Raw genomic sequence first — 19,736 nt, 5'->3', positions numbered from 1 at the left:
GCGCTCCCCTCCAGGCTGCCGCTCCGCCCTGGCGGCTGTGCCGGGGTCTACTGCCCAGGCCCCCCTCGGCTGGTACTGCGAACTGTGGAGCATAGGAGACTCGAACTCCTGACATCTGCCTTGCAAAGGCAGCGCTCTACCAACTGAGCTAATGCCCCTCTACGGCACCGCCGGTGCCGACGGGCACTAGCGTACCGGGTTCCGGCGGCCTACCGGTGCCGTCCCCCTGAGGGAATCGGGGGGCGCCCGGGGGGGGCGGGGGGGGGGGCCCCCCGCGCGGGGGCCCCGCGCCCACCCCCACAACGACACCACACCGCCCCCAGTCCGGAGCGCCCCAGCCCCACCGCCCGCGCGGCGGCCCCGCCGCCCGGGGGCGGCCCCCGCGCCCCCCGACCCGAGGAGGCGCGCGGAGCGCCCCCAAAGATCGTCGATCGTCAGATCGCCCGGAGGTCAGCGACCGGCCGGAACCGGGTCGGTGGCCTCGGTCCACAGGTCCTGCTCGGCGCGGTCCGCCTGGACCTGACGGTAGACAAAGAAGCCGCCGAGGGCGACCAGGGCGACCAGGAGAAGCTTCTTCACCGCGGGACCTCGTCCTTCTTGCATAAGTGGACTCAAGAGCCGAGTTCCGGCCGGAGTGACCGGGCCGACGAGTCCAGTTCTTTTCGAACGCCTACGGGGCCGCCGGGTGCCAGACTGCCCTTGCGGCCGATGATACACACCGGTGTCCCAATCGTGACCAGCCACCGCTGCCGCCAACCCCGCGCCCGGACCGCGGGATTGACGCCGGGAAACGCCGAAGGGCCCGGAGTGATCCACTCCGGGCCCTTCGCGGTGGTGGGCCTAACAGGACTTGAACCTGTGGCCTCTTCCTTATCAGGGAAGCGCTCTAACCGTCTGAGCTATAGGCCCTTGCCGCACTGAAAGATTAGCGGACCGACCGCCGATCCCCCAAATCCGTTCCGGCGGGGGTCGCGGCAGGGACCCCGGCGCCGAGCCGCGGCGCCCCGGTGGAGCGCCGCAGCAGCCACTCCTCCCGGGTCGCCGGCAGGCCGGCCGCGCCCTCCTCGGTGCTGCGGACGGCGAGGACCTGGTTGATCCCGATCCGGTTCTGCTCGAAGGCCAGCGCGGAGGCCGCCATGTACAGCCGCCACACCCTGGCCCGGCCGCGGCCGACCAGCCGGACCGCCTCCGTCCAGTGCGCCTCCAGGTTGGCCACCCATTCGCGCAGCGTCAGCGCGTAGTGCTCGCGCAGCGACTCGACGTCGCGGACCTCGAAGCCGGCCTCCTCCAGCCGGGCCACGGTGGAACCGACCGGCGAGAGCTCGCCGTCCGGGAAGACGTAGCGGTCGATGAACGGGCTGGTGCGGTGCTCCTCGCCGGGGTGGTCGGGGCGGCGCGCGATCTGGTGGTTGAGCAGCCGGCCACCGGGCACCAGCAGCCGGTAAAGGCCCTCGGCGTACACCCGGTACTGCTCCTCGCCGACGTGCTCGGCCATGCCGACGCTGGAGATCGCGTCGAAGGGGCCGTCGGCGGTCTCCCGGTAGTCCTGGAGCCGGACCTCCACCCGGTCGGCCAGCCCGGCCTCCTCGACCCGCCGGCGGGCCAGCGCGACCTGCTCCGCCGAGATGGAGACGCCGACCGCCGTGACGCCGTAGTGCCGGACCGCGTGCAGCAGCAGCGAGCCCCAGCCGCAGCCGACGTCCAGCAGGCGCATCCCCGACCGCAGGCCGAGCTTGCGGCAGATCAGGTCGAGCTTGGCCGCCTGGGCGTCCTCCAGGCTCTTCGAGTCCGGCGTCCAGTAGGCGCACGAGTAGACCATCGAGGAGCCCAGGACGAGCCCGTAGAAGTCGTTGCCGACGTCGTAGTGGTGGCTGATGGCGGCGCGGTCCCGGCCGCGGCTGTGCAGCCGCCCCCGGGCCGTCCGGGCCTCCTCGGGGGGCGGCGTGGGCCGGGGGCCGACCGCGCCGGCCCGCAGGACGGCGGCGAGCGCCCGGCGGCCCTCCGGGCCGACCACGTCGGCCGGGCCGAACTCCAGGGTGCGGATCCGCGGCAGCTCGGAGAACCGGCCGACGGCGTCGAGCACCTCGTAGAGGTCGCCGCCGGGGGCGACGTCGAGGTCCCCCGAGACGTAGGCGCGGGCCAGGCCGAGCTCGCCGGGGGCCCAGAGCAGGCGGCGCAGCGCGCGGCGGTTGCGCAGGACGATGGTGGGGGCGCCGGGCGGGCCGGCGACGCTGCCGTCCCACGCCTGGACCCGCAGCGGGACCTGCACCCCCAGCAGCCCTTCCAGGGCCTCGACCAGTTGACCTGCGAGCTGTGCCATCGAGCGCGCCTCCGTCCAGTCGTCCTGCACGACCCGGTCGGGCGGACCGGGGGCGGCCTGCGGCACTCCCTGACGCGGAACGGGCGGCATCCAGCAAATCCCACCGCGGCCGGCCCGAATCCGGGCGGCACGCCGCGGGCGGCCGGCTGTCACCCGAAATGCCGACGGGCCCCGGAGGCTGAAACAGCCTCCGGGGCCCGTCCATTCCGTCCGGGGACGGAGTTCTGACCGTGGATCAGGATCCGCCCGGGTCAGTCCTCCTCGGCGAGGGTCAGCTCGACGCCGCCGGTGAAGCCGGCCGCGGCGTTGTAGATGAACGCGGAGAGCGTGGACAGCGCGGTCAGCAGCACGACGTCCACCACGGCGATCAGCGAGGTGAAGGTCATCACCTTGCCGAAGCCGATGTAGTCCATGATGTTGATGCCGCCGTTGCTGTCCGACCCCGTGACGTCCTTCAGGGTCTTGGACAGCGAGTCGAAGACGCCGAGCGAGTCCAGCGTCATCCACAGCACGGCCGCGGCCACGATGATGATGATCCCGACCGCCAGCGACAGCAGGAAGCTGACCTTCATCACGGACCACGGGTCGACCTTGGTCACCCGCAGACGGGCCTTGCGCGTGCGGCCCAGGCCCGGGCCGGCGGCCGGGGCTCCGGTGCCGGGTCGGCGCGCGGCCCCGGGGACGGGCGTGCCGCCGGGCGGGGTGTTCCCCGTCCGGGTGCCCCGGGCCGGGGTCGGCTGCCCCTTGGCGTAGGTGGTCGGCTGGGAGAACCCGCCGGCCCCGCCCTGGGCGCCCGGGGCCGGCGTCTGACCGCCGTACGTGGCACCGCTCTGGCCCGCCGCGCCGACCGGTGGCATCAGCGAGGTGGACGCGGCCGGGTGTTCGGCCGGCGGCTGCGGCACGCCGTACCCACCCCCGCCCTGCGCGCCCGGACGGCCGCCGGAGGCTCCTCCCGCAGCACCCGTGGCTCCACTCACCTGGTCCTCCCGCACTTCCCGCCAGGGCGGGGGAACCGCCCTGTTCGTCACTCGACATCCAGCGCCCGGCGGGATTGCCCGGAACTGGTCGGCGGCCGGTGCCGCCGCATCCCCTCACTGAGGACGCGACGGCACCGGCCAACGGTTCGGTCAGACGCCGGCTTCGCCGCCGGCGGCCGTCTCCGTACCCTCGGCCATCTCGGTGGACTCGGTGCCCTCGACCTCGTCCTCCGACGTCTCCTCGTCCTCGGCCTCCGCGTTGCGGGCCATGCCCACGACCGCGTCGCGCTTTCCGAGGTTGATCAGTTGGACGCCCATGGTGTCACGTCCGGTTTCACGAACCTCGGAAACCCTCGTGCGGATCACCCCACCCGACAGGGTGATCGCCATGATCTCGTCGGTGTCGTCGACCACCAGCGCGCCGACCAGCGAACCCCGGCCCTCGACGATCTTCGCCGCCTTGGTGCCGTAGCCGCCGCGTCCCTGAACACGGTACTCGTCCACCGCCGTGCGCTTGGCGTACCCGCCGTCGGTGGCGGTGAAGACGAACGTGCCCGGGCGGACGACGTTCATCGAGAGCAGCTCGTCGTCCTCGCGGAAGGCCATGCCCTTGACGCCCGAGGTGGCGCGGCCGGTGGGCCGCAGGGCGTCGTCGGTCGCGGTGAAGCGGATCGACTGGGCCTTCTTGGAGACCAGCAGCAGGTCGTCCTCGGAGGAGACCAGCTCGGCGCCGATCAGCTCGTCGTCCCGGCCCGCCTCGTCCTGGCGCAGGTTGATCGCGATCAGGCCGCCGGAGCGCGGGGAGTCGTAGTCCTTCAGCGCGGACTTCTTGACCAGGCCGGCCCGGGTGGCGAGCACCAGGTACGGCTTGTCCTCGTAGGTGCGGACGGCCATCACCTGGGTGATGTGCTCCTCCGGCTGGAAGGCCAGCAGGTTGGCCACGTGCTGGCCGCGGGCGTCGCGCCCGGCGTCCGGCAGCTCGTAGCCCTTGGCGCGGTAGACCCGGCCCTTGTTGGTGAAGAACAGGATCCAGTTGTGGGTCGTCGTCACGAAGAAGTGGTCGACGATGTCGTCCTGCTTGAGCTGGGCACCGCGCACGCCCTTGCCGCCGCGCTTCTGCGAGCGGTAGAGGTCGGAGCGGGTCCGCTTCACGTAGCCGCCACGGGTGATCGTGACGACGATGTCCTCCTCGGCGATGAGGTCCTCGATGGAGAGGTCGCCGTCGGACGGGATGAGGGTCGAGCGCCGCTCGTCGCCGTACTTCTCGACGATCGCGGTGAGTTCCTCGGAGATGATCTCCCGCTGGCGGGTCGGCGAGGCCAGGATCGCGTTGTACTCGTCGATCTTGCGCTGGAGCTCGTCGTGCTCGTCGGTGATCCGCTGGCGCTCCAGGGCGGCCAGGCGGCGCAGCTGCATCTCCAGGATCGCGTTGGCCTGGAGCTCGTCGATGGACAGCAGCTCCATCAGGCCGGTGCGGGCCGCGTCGGCGCTGGCCGAGGCCCGGATCAGCGCGATGACCTCGTCGATCACGTCGAGCGCGCGGAGCAGCGCGCGCAGGATGTGGGCGCGCTCCTCGGCCTTGCGCAGGCGGAACCTGGTGCGCCGGACGATGACCTCGACCTGGTGGTTGACCCAGTGCCGGATGAAGGCGTCGAGCGACAGCGTGCGCGGCACGCCGTCGACCAGGGCCAGCATGTTGGCGCCGAAGTTGGTCTGCAGCTCGGTGTGCTTGTACAGGTTGTTCAGCACGACCTTGGCGACCGCGTCGCGCTTGAGCACGACCACCAGGCGGGTTCCGGTGCGCGAGGAGGACTCGTCGCGGACGTCGGCGATGCCGGCGACCTTGCCGTCCTTGACCAGGTCGGCGATCTTCAGCGCGAGGTTGTCCGGGTTGACCTGGTAGGGCAGCTCGGTGATCACCAGGCACTGGCGGCCCTGGATCTCCTCGACCTCGACGACGGCCCGCATGGTGACCGAGCCGCGGCCGGTGCGGAAGTAGTCGTCGATCCCGCGGTGGCCGACGATCAGCGCGCCGGTCGGGAAGTCCGGGCCCTTGATCCGCTCGATCAGGGCCTCCAACAGCTCCTCGTTGGAGGCGTCCGGGTGCTCCAGCGCCCAGAGCGCGCCGGAGGCGACCTCGCGGAGGTTGTGCGGCGGGATGTTGGTGGCCATGCCGACCGCGATGCCGGTGGCACCGTTGACCAGCAGGTTGGGGATGCGCGCGGGCAGGACGGTGGGCTCCTGCGAGCGGCCGTCGTAGTTGGCGGCGAAGTCGACGGTCTCCTCGTCGATGTCGCGCATCATCTCCATGGCCAGCGGCATCATCTTGCACTCGGTGTAGCGCATGGCCGCGGCCGGGTCGTTGCCCGGGGAGCCGAAGTTGCCGTTGCCGTCCACCAGCGGCATCCGCAGCGACCACGGCTGGGCCAGGCGGACCACGGTGTCGTAGATGGAGGTGTCGCCGTGGGGGTGGTAGTTGCCCATGACGTCGCCGACGACGCGGGCGCACTTGTAGTAGCCCTTCTCGGGCCGGTACCCGCCGTCGTACATCGCGTAGAGCACGCGGCGGTGCACCGGCTTGAGGCCGTCGCGGACCTCGGGGAGCGCCCGGCTGACGATCACGCTCATGGCGTAGTCGAGGTAGGAGCGCTGCATCTCGGTCTCGAGCTCGACCGGCTCGATCCGCATGGTCGCCTGGGCGGTGGCCTCGGCGGGTACGGGGGTCTCGGGCTGTTCGCCGTCGGGACGGTTGTCGTCGACCACTGGTGGTCAGTTTCCTTTCACGCGGACTGGTACGTGCGGCTGCCGGTCGGGCGGCGTCACACGTCCAGGAAGCGGACGTCCTTGGCGTTTCGCTGGATGAAGGAGCGGCGGGCCTCGACGTCCTCGCCCATCAGCACGGAGAACAGCTCGTCGGCGCGGGCGGCGTCCTCCAGGGTGACCTGGAGCAGCAGCCGGTGCTCGGCGTCCATGGTGGTGACCCGGAGCTCCTCGGCGTTCATCTCGCCGAGACCCTTGAAGCGCTGGATCGCGTCGTCCTTGGGGAGCCGGCGCCCGGCCTCCACGCCGGCCGCGATCAGCGCGTCGCGCTCGCGGTCGGAGTAGGCGTACTCGAAGTCGTCCTTGCCCCACTTGATCTTGTACAGCGGGGGCATGGCCAGGTAGACGTACCCGGACTCGACCAGCGGCCGCATGAAGCGGAACAGCAGGGTCAGCAGCAGGGTGCGGATGTGCTGACCGTCGACGTCGGCGTCGGCCATCAGGACGATCTTGTGGTACCGGAGCTTGGACTCGTCGTAGTCCTCCTGGATGCCGCAGCCGAAGGCCGAGATCAGCGCCTGGACCTCGGTGTTCTGCAGCACCTTGTCGATCCGGGCCTTCTCGACGTTCAGGATCTTGCCGCGGATCGGCAGGATGGCCTGGGTGCGCGGGTCGCGGCCCTGCTTGGCCGAGCCGCCGGCGGAGTCACCCTCGACGATGAAGATCTCGCACTCGGAGGGGTCCTTGGACTGGCAGTCCGACAGCTTGCCCGGCAGCGAGGCGGACTCCAGCAGGCCCTTGCGGCGCGTGAGGTCGCGGGCCTTGCGGGCGGCGACGCGCGCGGTGGCGGCCTGGATGGACTTGCGGATGATGTCCGCGGCCTCGTTGGGGTTGCGGTCCAGCCAGTCGTTCAGGTGCTCGTGGACGACCTTCTGGACGAAGGTCTTGGCCTCGGTGTTGCCGAGCTTGTCCTTGGTCTGGCCCTCGAACTGCGGCTCGCCGAGCTTGACCGAGATGATCGCGGTCAGGCCCTCGCGGATGTCCTCGCCGGAGAGGTTGTCGTCCTTCTCGCGGAGCAGCTTCTTGTCGCGCGCGTAGCGGTTGACCAGGCCGGTCAGCGCCGCGCGGAAGCCCTCCTCGTGGGTGCCGCCGCCGTGGGTGTGGATGGTGTTCGCGAAGCTGTAGACGCCCTCGGTGTAGGAGGTGTTCCACTGCATCGCGATCTCCACCGAGATCGCCTTGTCCTTGTCCTCCGCCTCGTAGTCGATGACCGAGGGGTGGATGACCTCGCCCTTGCGGGAGTTGAGGTGGGCGACGAAGTCGGCGATGCCGCCGTCGTACTTGTACGTGACGGTGAGCGGCTTGCCCTCCTCGTCCACGTGCTCGGGGCGCTCGTCGGTCAGCGAGATCGACAGGCCCTTGTTGAGGAACGCCATCTCCTGGAAGCGCCGGGAGAGCGTCTCGAAGGAGTAGACGGTGGTCTCGAAGATGTCCGGGTCGGCCCAGAAGGTGACGGTCGTACCGGTCTTGTCGGTGGTCTCGCCCTTGACCAGGGGGGCGGTCGGCGCGCCCATCTTGTAGTCCTGGGTCCAGCGGTGGCCGTCCTTGTGGATCTCCACCGACAGCCGGGTGGACAGCGCGTTCACCACGGAGACGCCGACGCCGTGCAGACCGCCGGAGACCGCGTAGCCGCCGCCGCCGAACTTGCCGCCGGCGTGCAGGACGGTGAGCACGACCTCGACGGCCGGCTTGTCCTGGCCCGGGACGATGTCGACCGGGATGCCGCGGCCGTTGTCGACGCAGCGGATCGCGCCGTCGGCCATGATCGTGACATCGATGGTGTCGGCGTACCCGGCCATCGCCTCGTCGACGGAGTTGTCCACGACCTCCTGCACCAGGTGGTGCAGGCCGCGCTCACCGGTGGAGCCGATGTACATGCCGGGGCGCTTGCGGACGGCGTCGAGGCCTTCCAGCACCTGGATGTTGCTACCGGTGTAGGAAGCCTGGTCGGTCTGGTCTGGGGTCTGGCTGGGGTTGCCGGAATCGGCCACGAAGCGCCCTCTCTGGCACAGCGCGGGCCGCATCCCCACCCCGTGTGGGCGGGCGTGCGACCACGGCGTTTCGACTCGGTTGCCACTAGCAACAGTGTTTGGCTCTCAGTCTACCGGTACGACTGACAGAGATGGGCCTTTGGCAGCCCTTGAGGGCAGATATGCCGCCCTGAATCCCCTCTGCACATGTCCCGATACTCGACCGGGGGGCCCAGAGCGCCTGGAAGGGCTGTCAGGGGTTCCGGAAGATCGTGGTCCGGTCGCCCTCCTCCGAGGACGGGCCCGCGCCCGCGATCAGCCCCAGGTGTCGCCCGGTCCCTTGCTGCCCGGGGCGCGCAGCCGGCCGTAGCCGCGGGCCGGTGCGGCCGGACCGAGCACCTTGATGGTGCGGACCGTGCCGTGGCCCAGCTCGTGGTTCAGACGGGCCACCAACTGCCGGGCCAGCCAGCGCAGTTGGGTGGCCCAGGCGGTCGAGTCGCACTGCACGGTGAGCACCGCGGCCTGGTCGTCGTAGGAGGACGGGTGGCAGTGCGCGGCGATGTCCGGGCCGACGATCTGCGGCCACCGGCCCATCACCCCGCCGACCGCGGCCGAGGACTCCCAGCCCCGCTCGGTCAGCAGCCGGTTCAGCGCCGCGCCCAGCGGCACCGGGTCGCGGCCGTCCGAACGGGCCCCGCTGCGCAGGCCGTGCCGCTTCGCCTCGCGCTTCTGCTGGACCTGCTCGCCGCGCTGACGCGCCTGCGCCCGGGCCGCCCGCAGCGCCGAACGGGCGAGGTCGGCACCGGTCGGCCGGTCGGCGCCGGGCTGCGGGGAGGTCTCCGCGGACTCGCTCACGGCGATCTCCTTTCCCCAGCCTGTGGACAACGGTCGAGCGGTCCAGCGTACGGGAGCGGTGGGACGGTCGGGATCCGCCCACCGGCGGGGGCGACCGGGGGGCTCTACGAAGGAATCGTGAAAGTCAGGCGCGCGGCGGAGCCGTGCCCGCGCGGCAAGCCCGTGGGGGGATCGCCTGAGAAAGATCGCCTGAGGGAGATCGCGTGGAGGATCAGGCGTCGACGCGGCGCACGGCGCCGTCGGCCACCGCGAAGCGGGCGCCGGCCAGCGCCTTCGGCACGTCCTCGGCGACCGCGGCGGTCACCAGGACCTGCTCGCCGTCGGCCACCAGCTCGGCCAGCCGGTCCCGGCGGGCCGCGTCGAGCTCGGCGAAGACGTCGTCCAGGATCAGCACCGGCTCACCGCCGTCGGCGCGCAGCAGTTCGTACGAGGCCAGCCGCAGCGCGAGCGCGAACGACCAGGACTCGCCGTGGCTCGCGTAGCCCTTGGCGGGCAGCGGGCCCAGCTTGAGCCCGAGCTCGTCGCGGTGCGGGCCGACCAGGGTGATCCCGCGTTCGACCTCCTGCCTGCGCACCGCCTGCAGGGCCTGGAGGAGCTGTTCCTCGGCCTGCTCGCGGCTGGCCGGCAACTCGCCCTCGAAGGAACTGCGGTACTCCAGCGCGGTGTCCCCGCCGCCGGGCGCCAGTTGCCCGTACGCGGCCGTCACCAGCGGCTGCAGGGCCGCCACCAGCTGGATCCGGAAGGCCGTCAACTCGGCTCCGGCTCGGGCGAGGTGACCGTCCCACACCTCCAGGGTGGAGAGGTCGGCGCCCTTGCCGCCACCGGCCCGGCGGGCCATCGCGGCGGTCTTCAGCAGCGCGTTGCGCTGTTTGAGCACCCGTTCGTAGTCCTGCCGCACGCCGGCCAGGCGGGGGGCGCGGGCGGTCAGCAGCTCGTCGAGGAAGCGGCGGCGCTCACCGGGGTCGCCCTTGACCAGGCTGAGGTCCTCGGGGGCGAACAGCACGGTGCGCAACAGGCCCAGCACGTCGCGCGGGCGGACGTTGTCGGAGCGGTTGATCCTGGCCCGATTCGCCTTGCCGGGGGTGAGCTCCAGTTCGACCAGGGTGGAGCGGCCGCGGTCCACCACGGAGGTGCGGATCACCGCGCGCTCGGCGCCCAGCCGGATCAGCGGCGCGTCGGTCGCCACCCGGTGGCTGCCCAGGGTGGCGACGTAGCCGATCGCCTCGACCAGGTTGGTCTTGCCCTGGCCGTTGGGACCGACGAAGGCCGTCACGCCCGGGTCGAGGGGCACCTCGGCCCGGGCGTACGACCGGAAGTCGGCGAGCGACAGGTGCGCGACGTGCATGGCTGTGGACTGCGCTCGCCTTCTGGTGGGGAGGGGCTACTTGGACTCGACCGCGTGGCCACCGAACTGGTTGCGCAGCGCGGCGATCATCTTCATCTGCGGCGAGTCGTCCTGGCGCGAGGCGAAGCGGGCGAACAGCGAGGCGGTGATCGCCGGCAGCGGCACGGCGTGGTCGATCGCGGCCTCGACGGTCCAACGGCCCTCGCCGGAGTCGGCGGCCCAACCGCGCAGCTTCTCCAGGTGCTCGTCGTCGTCCAGGGCGCGGACGGCCAGGTCCAGCAGCCAGGAGCGGATGACGGTGCCCTCCTGCCAGCTGCGGAAGACCTCGCGCACGTCGGTGACCTCGGGGGCGGCCTCCAGCAGCTCCCAGCCCTCGGCGAAGGCCTGCATCATCGCGTACTCGATGCCGTTGTGGACCATCTTGGCGAAGTGGCCGGCGCCCACGGCGCCCGCGTGCACCGAGCCGAAGTCCCCCTCGGGCTTGAGCGCGTCGAAGACCGGCTGGACCCGCGCGACGTGCTCGGCGTCGCCGCCGTACATCAGGGCGTAGCCGTTCTCCAGGCCCCAGACGCCGCCGGAGACGCCGCAGTCGACGAAGCCGATGCCCTTGGCCGCCAGCGCCTCGGCGTGCTTGATGTCGTCCGTCCAGCGGGAGTTGCCGCCGTCGACCACGACGTCACCGGGGGACAGCAGCTCGGCGAGCTCGTCCACGGTCGCCTGGGTCGCGGCGCCGGCCGGGACCATCACCCAGACCACGCGCGGGCCCTGGAGCTTGGTGACGAGTTCCTGCAGGCTCTCGACGTCGGAGACGTCCGGGTTGCGGTCGTAGCCGATGACGGTGTGGCCGGCGCGGCGGATCCGCTCGCGCATGTTGCCGCCCATCTTGCCGAGACCGATGAGGCCGAGCTCCATGACCAAGTCCTTACCTGTGGTGACGTGCCTGCCGGCGGCGCCGTTGCCGCACACTCCCTGAGCCTACGCGCTGAACGCACAGGGCCTCCCCCGGTCCGGGCCGACCGGGGGAGGCCGTCCACAGGCTGTGGGTACGGCCTGTGGGTATCGCTCGTGTAGGTCAGCCGGAGAGGCGGACCGGCATGCGGAGTCCTGTGGGGGACGACCCCCACACCCCCGGGATCATGCCGGTCACCAGCATCAGCCGGAGAGGCGGACCGGCATGATCAGGTACTGGTACGCCTTGTCCTCCTCGGCGTCCACCGAGGCCTTGCCGCTCAGGAGGGCGGGCTTGGTCGGGGTGGTGAAGCTCAGCTGGGCGTAGGCGGAGTCGATGGCCTTGAGGCCCTCCTCCAGGTAGCCCGGGTTGAAGGCGATCGAGATGTCGTCGCCCTCCAGGTCGGCGTCGACCCGCTCGGTGGCCTGGGCGTCGTCGCCCGAGCCGGCCTCCAGGGTCAGCACGCCCTGCTCGAAGCTGAGCCGGACCGGGGTGTTGCGCTCGGCGACCAGTGAGACGCGCTTGAGCGCCTCCAGGAACGGCTGGGTCTGGATCGCGGCGACGGCGCTGAACTCGGTCGGGAAGAGGCTGCGGAACTTGGGGAACTCGCCCTCCAGCAGCCGCGTGGTGGTGCGGCGGCCGGCACCCTCGAAACCGATCAGGCCCTCGCCCGCGCCGCCCGAGGACAGCGCGATCGAGACGTTGTCGCCGCTGCCCAGGGACTTGGCGATGTCCTGCAGGGTCTTGGCCGGGACCAGCGCGACGGCGGAGATGTCCGACTGCTCGGGCTTCCACAGCAGCTCGCGCACGGCGAAGCGGTAGCGGTCGGTGGCGGCCAGGGTGATCCGGTCGCCCTCGATCTCGACCCGGACGCCGGTCAGCACCGGGAGGGTGTCGTCACGGCCGGCGGCCACGGCGGCCTGGCTGACCGCGGAGGCGAAGACGTCGCCCGAGACGGTGCCGGTGGCGGTGGGCATCTGGGGCAGTGCCGGGTACTCGTCCACCGGGAGGGTGGGGAGGGTGAACCGGGAGCTGCCGCAGACCACGCTGACCCGCTGGCCGTCGGTGGAGATCTCCACAGGCCTGTTGGGGAGGTTGCGCGAGATGTCGTTCAGCAGGCGACCGGAGACCAGGACGGTGCCGGCCTCCTCGATGTCGGCCTCCAGCTCGACCCGGGCCGAGACCTCGTAGTCGAAGCCGGACAGGGCCAGGCTGCCGTCCTGTGCCGTCAGCAGCAGGCCGGCCAGCACCGGCACCGGCGGCCGTGCCGGGAGGCTGCGGGCAGCCCAGGCCACCGCCTCCGCGAGGACGTCACGCTCCACCCGGAACTTCACCGGTAACCGCCTCCTGGATCGAGCGCTCCCGCTCGCACTCTGGTTCGTCTGATCTTGATCGTCGGTCTGGCTGTCCGCCGAGCTCTGCCACTCCGCTTCCAGTTGCCGAGGACAGTCTGACGTACTCCGCCGACAGACGGGGCAGACGGGCGGAAGCAACCCGAACAGATGTCGGGCGACGGTTGTCCACAGATTTCGGGCCCACCTGCTTTGAAACGCATCGATGGGTCTAACTGTGTAGTGGTAGTAGTAGGGCCTGTGGAAACCGTGGATAACCCCGTTTCCGCAGGTCAGCCCCCGAATTTTGTCCACAGTGGGTGTGGATGGCGGCTGTGGACGGACAGGGCCCGCTGTGGACGGCGGAGCGTTACCCACAGGGCACCGAACGTATCCACAGGTTTTCCCCAGCGCCGTCCCCAGATCCGGGCCCGGTTATCCACGGGGCCCGGTCAACTTTTCGTGACGCCTTTCACACCAGGGCATGAACGGTACCCCAAAGTTGTCGAACTGTGGACGCCGCTGTGGACAACCTGGGGATAACCGCCCCGATCCTGGGGACGAGCGGTGGATAACCCGAACGGCCCACTGGTGGCCCGTCAATTGTCCACACCCTGTGGATAACGGTTGTGCACAAGTCCACAGGCACCTGACCTGCGCGGAAGAGCGTAGCGGCGGCCCGCCTGTGGAGGAATTCTGGATAACTTCGGGCGTCGCGCCCTGTGGACGGTGGAGAAAGCCCGTCACCTGTGGACGAGCGCCCCCTGCGCTGCCGGTTTTCGAATCACCGGTCAGATGTTCGACGCCGACTGTGGACTGGCGGAGCATCCGTCGAGGCATCCCTGCCCCGCATTCGGGTGATGCACACCTGTGGATATGCCAAGAGGGCGTCAGGATCGCCCCTGACGCCCTCGGCAGGTCGCGCCGCGGCCGGCCTTCCGCAGAAGTGCCGGCGGCGGACCCAACGGCCCCGGGAGTACTAGCTCTTGATGCGGTTGGTGAGCTCGGTGACCTGGTTGTAGATCGAGCGCCGCTCCGCCATCAGCGAGCGGATCTTGCGGTCCGCGTGCATCACCGTGGTGTGGTCGCGGCCGCCGAACTGCGCGCCGATCTTCGGCAGCGACAGGTCGGTGAGCTCCCGGCACAGGTACATCGCGATCTGACGTGCGGTCACCAGCACGCGGCTGCGCGAGGATCCGCAGAGGTCGTCCACGCCCAGCCCGAAGTAGGCCGCGGTCTGCTGCATGATGACCTGCGCGGTGATCTCGGGGCCCGCGTCCTCGTCCCCGCCCGGGATCAGGTCCTTGAGGACGATGCCGGCCAGCTCCAGGTCCACCGGCGCCCGGTTGAGGTTGGCGAAGGCGGTGACCCGGATGAGGGCGCCCTCCAACTCCCGGATGTTGCGGGTGATCCGGGACGCGATGAACTCCAACACGTCGGCCGGGGCGTTGAGTTGCTCCTGGATCGCCTTCTTGCGGAGGATCGCGATCCGGGTCTCCAGCTCCGGCGGGGTGACGTCGGTGATCAGACCCCACTCGAAGCGGTTGCGCAGCCGGTCCTCCAGCGTGGTCAGCAGCTTGGGCGGCCGGTCCGACGAGAGGACGATCTGCTTGTTCGCGTTGTGCAGGGTGTTGAAGGTGTGGAAGAACTCCTCCTGCGTGGACTCCTTCTGCGCGAGGAACTGCACGTCGTCCACGAGCAGGATGTCCATGTCCCGGTAGCGCTTGCGGAAGGTGTCCGCCTTGCCGTCCCGGATCGAGTTGATGAACTCGTTGGTGAACTCCTCCGAGGACACGTACCGCACGCGGGTGCCCGGGAAGAGGCTGCGCGAGTAGTGCCCGATGGCGTGCAGCAGGTGGGTCTTGCCCAGTCCGGACTCGCCGTAGATGAAGAGCGGGTTGTACGCCTTGGCCGGGGCCTCGGCGACCGCGACCGCCGCCGCGTGCGCGAAGCGGTTGCTCGCGCCGATGACGAAGGTGTCGAAGAGGTACTTGGGGTTCAGCCGGGCGGCCGGCTCGTCCTTGCGCGAGCCGCCGGCCGGGGGAGCCCCGGGGGGCGCGGGCACGCCCGGCACCGCGGGGCGCTCGAGGGCGCGCTCCGGCGCGGGCTTGTCGGACGGGCGCCCGCCACCGGGGCGTGCGCCGGGCGAGCGGCGGCCGCCGGTGGTGCGGGGCTGCTCGTTCGGGCCGGGGCCGTAGGCGCCGCCGAAGAGGTCGCCCTGGGTGGTCGCGGGCGGGCCGGGCATCGGGCGCTGCACCGCACGGGGCGCGGGCTCGTCCTCGATGTCGTGGTACTGGCTGTCGTGGTCCTGGTAGCCGGACCAGGAGTGGGGCGCCGCCGGACCGCCGTAGGGCGCGGGGCGCTGCTCGTAGCCGCCGGTGTCGTACCGGGGGCGGTCGTAGTCCTGCTCGTACGGCTGCTGGTAGCCCTGGCCGCCGTAGCCGTCGTCCTGGACGGGGCCCGGGTAGGGCTCCACGGGGGCGTGGGGGGCCGGCGCGGGGGTCGTGGGGACGGCGTTGGCATCGACCATCACGGCGATGCGCACCGGGCGGCTGAGTTCACGGCTGAGGGCCTCGGTGAGCTGCGGCAGCAGCCGGCCCTCCAGCACCTGCTTGGCCCGCTCGTTCGGGGTCGCCAGCAGGGCGGTGTCGTGCATCATCCACATCGGCTGGGTGCGCTGCACCCACTGCTTGTCCATCTCGCCGACGTCCGGGTCGTTGACCAGCCGCTCGACGACCCTCGCCCAGACCGGGACGAGGTCGCTGTTGACATCAGCCACTGGTGCACGCTTTCCAAGAACAAACCAGACAAGTCCTGCAACGGTAGTCAGCGAACAGAGCCGGATCAAGTCGTTGTCCACAGGCTGTGGGCAAACCGGACGAGCCGGGCCGTCCGGGACGGCTGGTTTGACCCTCGTGCCCCGTCCCGCGTACCGTAACCAGGTCGAGTTGTCGATGGCCGCTGCCGCATGTCCGCGGGTCCACCCGCTCCATAAGGCGCGCAGCACGGGCGCCGTGGATTGCCTCAAACCCCAGCCGAACTGGGGAAACGGGCCGGATTTCCGAATCAGGGGAGATCACGCGGACGCACGGTGACGGCCAAGCGACTTCCCGTCATCCTACGATTCACCTCAGGAGCCCCCGAGTGAGCAAGCGCACCTTCCAGCCGAACAACCGTCGTCGCGCGAAGACCCACGGCTTCCGGCTGCGTATGCGTACCCGCGCCGGCCGCGCCATCCTGGCCGCCCGCCGTGGCAAGGGCCGCGCCAGTCTGTCCGCCTGATCCACGACAGAGTCTGTTGTGCTGCCCTCCGAGAATCGGCTGCGGCGGCGCCAGGACTTCGCGACCGCGGTGAAACGCGGTCGTCGGGCCGGCCGGCCCCTGTTGGTCGTCCATCTCAGCAGAGACGGTGACCCCAAGGGCCAGGCCGACCGGACCAGCGACTCCCGCCCGCACGTCGCCGAGGGGACTCCTTCGGCGCGTGCGGGTTTCGTCGTGAGCAAGGCCGTTGGCCCGGCGGTCGTTCGCAACCTGGTCAAGCGCCGGTTGCGCCACCTCGTACGTGATCGTCTGTCCAGGCTGCCCGCCGGTAGCCTGATAGTGGTGCGTGCGCTGCCCCAGGCCGCGTCCGCCTCGTACCAGGACCTCGAACGCGACCTGGACGCGGCGCTCAAGCGGTTGCTGAAGGCGGAGCCCGCCACGATGGCGCCGACGGGAGCAGGGCGATGAAGTACCTGCTGATGGGTCTGATCAGGGTCTACCAGTGGACGATCAGCCCACTGCTCGGTCCGGTCTGCCGCTACTACCCCTCCTGTTCGCACTACGGCTTCGAGGCCGTGAAGGTGCACGGGGCGGTCAAGGGCGGCGGGCTGACCGTCTGGCGCATCCTGCGCTGCAATCCGTGGAGCCCCGGCGGGGTCGATCACGTCCCGCCGCGCAAGCACCCGGTGTGGCACCGCCGGTTGCGAGACCGGCTGAGCAGCCGGTCCGCCACCGGGGCGCCGGTGGCCACCAACCCCGCCGGTCCGGCCCCCGAGGGCCCGGCGACCATTGGCCCCGAGCGGCCGATCCTCATGTCCAAGGAGCCTGACCGGTGACCTTCTCCTTCCTGAACCCCTTGTACACAGCGGTGTCCTGGATCATCGTCCAGTTCCACACGCTGTACAGCAACGTCTTCGACCCGGACGGTGGCTGGGCCTGGGGTCTGTCCATCGCCTCGATGGTGGTCGTCATCCGGATCTGCCTGATCCCGCTCTTCGTGAAGCAGATCAAGGCGACCCGGGCCATGCAGGCGATCCAGCCGAAGATGAAGGCCATCCAGGAGCGCTACAAGAACGACCGGCAGCGCCAGTCCGAAGAGATGATGAAGCTGTACAAGGATGCGGGTACCAACCCGTTCTCCAGCTGCCTTCCCATCATCGTCCAGGCGCCGTTCTTCACCGCTCTCTACGGTGTGCTCGCCAACGTGGCCAAGGGCCACGACATCGGCGTCATCCACGGCGACCTGCTGCTGAGCGCCGGCAAGGCGCACATCTTCGGTGCCCCGCTCTCCGCGACCTTCGTCAGCAGCGGTGAGACCAGCGTCAAGATCGTCACCGCGGTGATGATCATCATGATGTCGGCGTCGCAGTTCATCACCCAGCGCCAGCTGATGACCAAGAACGTCGACCTCACGGTGAAGACGCCGTTCATGCAGCAGCAGAAGATGCTGATGTACGTCTTCCCGCTCATGTTCGCCGTCATGGGCATCAACTTCCCGGTTGGTGTCCTGGTCTACTGGCTGACCACCAACGTCTGGTCGATGGGCCAGCAGCTGATCGTCATCCGCAACAACCCGACTCCGGGCAGCAAGGCCTGGGACGAGCGGCAGGTGCGCCTCAAGAAGGCCGGTCGCCTGAACCCGGACGGCTCGGAGATCAAGGGTGCCCTGTGGGGCATGCTGCCCCCGTCGAAGGCGGCCCTCACCGCGGCCGCCGAGGCCTCCGCGACGGTCGAGGAGTCGGTGCAGGCGCGTCGCCAGCAGCCGCGCAAGCAGACCAAGGCCCAGCGCCAGCACACCGGCGGCCAGACCGCGAGCCTGACCAAGGACGCCCCGGCGGAGGAGGAGCCCGCGGACGCCGTTCCGGCCGACGCCGGCAGCGCCACGCCGGCCGCCGCCAAGCCCGGCACCTCCCGACCCGGCGGCGCCAAGCCCGGCACCGCCCGTCAGCAGCCGAAGCGCGGCGGCCAGCGGCCGAAGAAGAAGTCCTGACCGGCTTCGTCCAGAGCTTCGTTCCCGGCCCACCCAACCTGGGCCTCATCTCCGAAGGAGTCCATCAGTGACGGAAGGCACCACCTCCGCCGTCGAGGCCGAGGCCGCCGCCAGCGCCGACGAGAGCCTCATCTCCCGTCTGGAGCAGGAGGGCGACATCGCGGCGGACTACCTGGAGGGTCTGCTCGACATCGCCGACCTCGACGGTGACATCGACATGGACGTCGAGGGCGACCGCGCCCTGGTCTCCATCGTCAGCGACGGCAACGACCGGGCGATCCAGCGCCTGGTCGGCCAGGACGGTGAGGTGCTGGAGGCCCTGCAGGAGCTGACCCGGTTGGCCGTCCACCGGGAGACCGGTGAGCGCAGCCGCCTCATGCTGGACATTGCCGGCTTCCGGGCCCGCAAGCGGGAGGAGCTGGCCGCGCTCGGTGCCAAGGCGGCCGAGCAGGCCAAGCGCACGGGCGAGCAGGTCAAGCTGCGGCCGATGACGCCCTTCGAGCGCAAGGTGGTCCACGACGCGGTCGCCGCGGCGGGTCTGCGCAGCGAGTCCGAGGGCGAAGAGCCCCAGCGGTGCGTGGTCGTGCTGCCGGCCTGAGGCCGACAGGTCGACGACCGGTCGCCCCGGCGACCGGTGCGCTTCACAGGACGCGACCCCGTCCGCCTCGTGCGGGCGGGGTCGTCGTCCCTTCGCGGGGCGGTGGCCCGGCGACAGATGTTTCACGTGGAACTGTGCGGGAGAGCGGGTCGGTGGATCCGGGGATCGGAGAGGTCGAGATGGACACGGAGAGCACGGCTGACGGCCAGCCGGGGGCGGGTGCCGTCAATCCGGCCGCTGAGGGTGAGGGCGCCGCGCCGCCCGCCGCGGGGGGGGCCCGCCCGGGGGCCCCCCCCCCCCCCGCGGGGGGGGGCGGGGGGGGCGCCCCCCCCGGGCGCGCCCCCCCGGGGGGGGGGCCCCCCCGCGGCCCCCCCGCGCGGGGGGGGGCGGGGGGGGGGGGGGGGCGCCCCCGGGGGGGGGGGGGGGGGGGGGGGCCCCCCCCGCGCGGGGGGGGGCCGGCCCCCCCCCCCCCCCGGCCGCCGCCCGGGAGGTCTTCGGCGAGCGCTTCGACGCCGCGGTCCGCTACACCGAGCTGCTGGCCACCGCGGGCGTCCAGCGCGGGCTGATCGGGCCGCGCGAGGTGCCCCGGCTCTGGGACCGGCACGTGCTGAACTGCGCGGTGCTCGCCGAGCTGCTGCCGGCCGGCACCACCCTGTGCGACGTCGGCTCCGGCGCCGGTCTGCCGGGCATCCCGGTGGCGCTGGCCCGTCCGGACGTCTCGGTGACGCTGCTGGAGCCGCTGCTGCGGCGGACCACCTTCCTGGAGGAGGTCGTCCGCGAGCTGGCCCTGGAGAACGTCACCGTGCTCCGCGGCCGGGCCGAGGAGATGGTCGGCAAGCTCGCGGTGGACGTGGTGACCGCCCGGGCGGTGGCCCCGCTGGACCGGCTGGCCGGCTGGGGCATGCCCCTGCTCCGCCCGCACGGGCAGATGCTGGCGCTCAAGGGCGACAGCGCCGAGCAGGAGCTGGCCGACTCGCGGGCCGGGCTGACCAAGCTCGGCGCGGTCGAGTGGAGCGTCATCTCGGTCGGTGAGGGCACCTTGGAGACCTCGACCCGGGTGGTCCAGGTCAAGGCGGGGGAGAGCCCCGGCGGGGTGAAGGCGGCGACCCGGCGGGCCAAGGCGGCCCGGGCGGGCCGGACCGCGGCCCCCCGCACCGGTGAGCGCGGCCGGGGCGGGCGCCGCCGGGGCCGCTGACCCCGGGTGACGCTCGACACTCGCCACGACGGGGGGGGGGGGGGAGCCCCACCAACCAACACAACCACCACCCACACGGGTGCAAACCACAAACAGAGGGGGGAGGGAACAAAAAACAAACCAAA

Annotated in this window: 15 protein-coding genes, 2 tRNA genes and 1 pseudogene; 6 read left to right on the top strand and 12 right to left on the bottom strand. The window is 71.2% G+C overall.

Going from position 1 to position 19,736, the window contains the following annotated elements; genetic code table 11:
- Positions 1 to 85: 85 nt before the first annotated feature.
- From ACFV4F_RS34070 to dnaA, 12 genes are all read right to left on the bottom strand, one after another.
- Positions 86 to 158, bottom strand: a tRNA-Ala gene (locus tag ACFV4F_RS34070).
- A gap of 292 nt (positions 159 to 450) precedes the next feature.
- Positions 451 to 579 carry a DLW-39 family protein gene (locus ACFV4F_RS34065; RefSeq protein WP_014137031.1) on the bottom strand — a complete coding sequence of 43 codons (129 nt, stop codon included), beginning with the start codon at positions 577 to 579 and terminating at the stop codon, positions 451 to 453.
- 253 nt (positions 580 to 832) lie between these two features.
- Positions 833 to 909 (bottom strand) — tRNA-Ile (locus tag ACFV4F_RS34060).
- Positions 910 to 925: 16 nt separating this feature from the next.
- Positions 926 to 2,320: a class I SAM-dependent methyltransferase gene (locus tag ACFV4F_RS34055; protein ID WP_380508464.1), complete on the bottom strand. Its 1,395-nt coding sequence runs from the start codon at positions 2,318 to 2,320 to the stop codon at positions 926 to 928.
- Positions 2,321 to 2,571: 251 nt separating this feature from the next.
- On the bottom strand, positions 2,572 to 3,222 hold the full coding sequence (locus tag ACFV4F_RS34050) for a DUF3566 domain-containing protein (protein ID WP_380441753.1): 651 nt from the start codon (positions 3,220 to 3,222) through the stop codon (positions 2,572 to 2,574).
- Positions 3,223 to 3,447: 225 nt separating this feature from the next.
- Complete coding sequence (gene gyrA, locus ACFV4F_RS34045) at positions 3,448 to 5,985, bottom strand: DNA gyrase subunit A (protein ID WP_380441763.1); 2,538 nt, start codon at positions 5,983 to 5,985, stop codon at positions 3,448 to 3,450.
- Between the two features lie 131 nt (positions 5,986 to 6,116).
- Positions 6,117 to 8,141 carry a DNA topoisomerase (ATP-hydrolyzing) subunit B gene (gyrB, locus tag ACFV4F_RS34040; RefSeq protein ID WP_380441751.1) on the bottom strand — a complete coding sequence of 675 codons (2,025 nt, stop codon included), beginning with the start codon at positions 8,139 to 8,141 and terminating at the stop codon, positions 6,117 to 6,119.
- 261 nt (positions 8,142 to 8,402) lie between these two features.
- Positions 8,403 to 8,942, bottom strand: coding sequence for a DUF721 domain-containing protein (locus tag ACFV4F_RS34035; protein WP_380441749.1), 540 nt, complete (start codon positions 8,940 to 8,942; stop codon positions 8,403 to 8,405).
- Between the two features lie 211 nt (positions 8,943 to 9,153).
- Entirely contained in the window at positions 9,154 to 10,287 is a 1,134-nt protein-coding gene (gene recF, locus ACFV4F_RS34030) for a DNA replication/repair protein RecF (protein WP_380441747.1), read from the bottom strand.
- A gap of 36 nt (positions 10,288 to 10,323) precedes the next feature.
- A complete protein-coding gene (gnd, locus tag ACFV4F_RS34025; RefSeq protein ID WP_380498764.1) occupies positions 10,324 to 11,199 on the bottom strand; it encodes a phosphogluconate dehydrogenase (NAD(+)-dependent, decarboxylating) in 876 nt (291 codons plus the stop codon).
- Between the two features lie 240 nt (positions 11,200 to 11,439).
- Positions 11,440 to 12,570, bottom strand: coding sequence for a DNA polymerase III subunit beta (gene dnaN / locus ACFV4F_RS34020; protein ID WP_359964163.1), 1,131 nt, complete (start codon positions 12,568 to 12,570; stop codon positions 11,440 to 11,442).
- A 976-nt stretch (positions 12,571 to 13,546) separates the two neighbouring features.
- On the bottom strand, positions 13,547 to 15,346 hold the full coding sequence (gene dnaA, locus ACFV4F_RS34015) for a chromosomal replication initiator protein DnaA (RefSeq protein WP_380441743.1): 1,800 nt from the start codon (positions 15,344 to 15,346) through the stop codon (positions 13,547 to 13,549).
- Positions 15,347 to 15,711: 365 nt separating this feature from the next.
- Between dnaA and rpmH the strand changes: the two genes are divergently transcribed.
- The 6 genes and pseudogenes from rpmH to rsmG all read left to right on the top strand — a co-directional run.
- The gene (gene rpmH, locus ACFV4F_RS34010; protein WP_030059672.1) at positions 15,712 to 15,849 is read left to right on the top strand and encodes a 50S ribosomal protein L34; all 138 of its coding nucleotides are present in this window, start codon (positions 15,712 to 15,714) and stop codon (positions 15,847 to 15,849) included.
- 18 nt (positions 15,850 to 15,867) lie between these two features.
- Positions 15,868 to 16,296: a ribonuclease P protein component gene (rnpA, locus tag ACFV4F_RS34005; RefSeq protein WP_380441741.1), complete on the top strand. Its 429-nt coding sequence runs from the start codon at positions 15,868 to 15,870 to the stop codon at positions 16,294 to 16,296.
- The gene (yidD, locus tag ACFV4F_RS34000; RefSeq protein WP_380441739.1) at positions 16,293 to 16,664 is read left to right on the top strand and encodes a membrane protein insertion efficiency factor YidD; all 372 of its coding nucleotides are present in this window, start codon (positions 16,293 to 16,295) and stop codon (positions 16,662 to 16,664) included. Before rnpA ends, yidD begins: the two co-directional genes overlap by 4 nt.
- A complete protein-coding gene (gene yidC / locus ACFV4F_RS33995; protein ID WP_380441737.1) occupies positions 16,661 to 17,818 on the top strand; it encodes a membrane protein insertase YidC in 1,158 nt (385 codons plus the stop codon). Before yidD ends, yidC begins: the two co-directional genes overlap by 4 nt.
- A 67-nt stretch (positions 17,819 to 17,885) precedes the next feature.
- A complete protein-coding gene (locus tag ACFV4F_RS33990; RefSeq protein ID WP_359964154.1) occupies positions 17,886 to 18,416 on the top strand; it encodes a R3H domain-containing nucleic acid-binding protein in 531 nt (176 codons plus the stop codon).
- 463 nt (positions 18,417 to 18,879) lie between these two features.
- Positions 18,880 to 19,611: pseudogene (gene rsmG, locus ACFV4F_RS33985) on the top strand (16S rRNA (guanine(527)-N(7))-methyltransferase RsmG); the annotation flags it as partial.
- Positions 19,612 to 19,736 lie beyond the last annotated feature (125 nt).

This window comes from Kitasatospora sp. NPDC059722, from assembly GCF_042733235.1.
Lineage (GTDB): Bacteria > Actinomycetota > Actinomycetes > Streptomycetales > Streptomycetaceae > Kitasatospora.
Note: the sequence above shows the minus strand (reverse complement) of the source record. Positions and strands in the feature narration are given on the sequence as shown.

Excerpts from the sequence above, each read along its gene's own strand:
- gyrB (WP_380441751.1), bottom strand. The coding sequence starts at position 8,141 with ATGCGGCCCGCGCTGTGCCAGAGAGGGCGCTTCGTGGCCGATTCCGGC.
- yidD (WP_380441739.1), top strand. The coding sequence starts at position 16,293 with ATGAAGTACCTGCTGATGGGTCTGATCAGGGTCTACCAGTGGACGATC.
- recF (WP_380441747.1), bottom strand. The coding sequence starts at position 10,287 with ATGCACGTCGCGCACCTGTCGCTCGCCGACTTCCGGTCGTACGCCCGG.
- gyrA (WP_380441763.1), bottom strand. The coding sequence starts at position 5,985 with ATGCGGATCGAGCCGGTCGAGCTCGAGACCGAGATGCAGCGCTCCTAC.
- gnd (WP_380498764.1), bottom strand. The coding sequence starts at position 11,199 with ATGGAGCTCGGCCTCATCGGTCTCGGCAAGATGGGCGGCAACATGCGC.
- ACFV4F_RS34055 (WP_380508464.1), bottom strand. The coding sequence starts at position 2,320 with ATGGCACAGCTCGCAGGTCAACTGGTCGAGGCCCTGGAAGGGCTGCTG.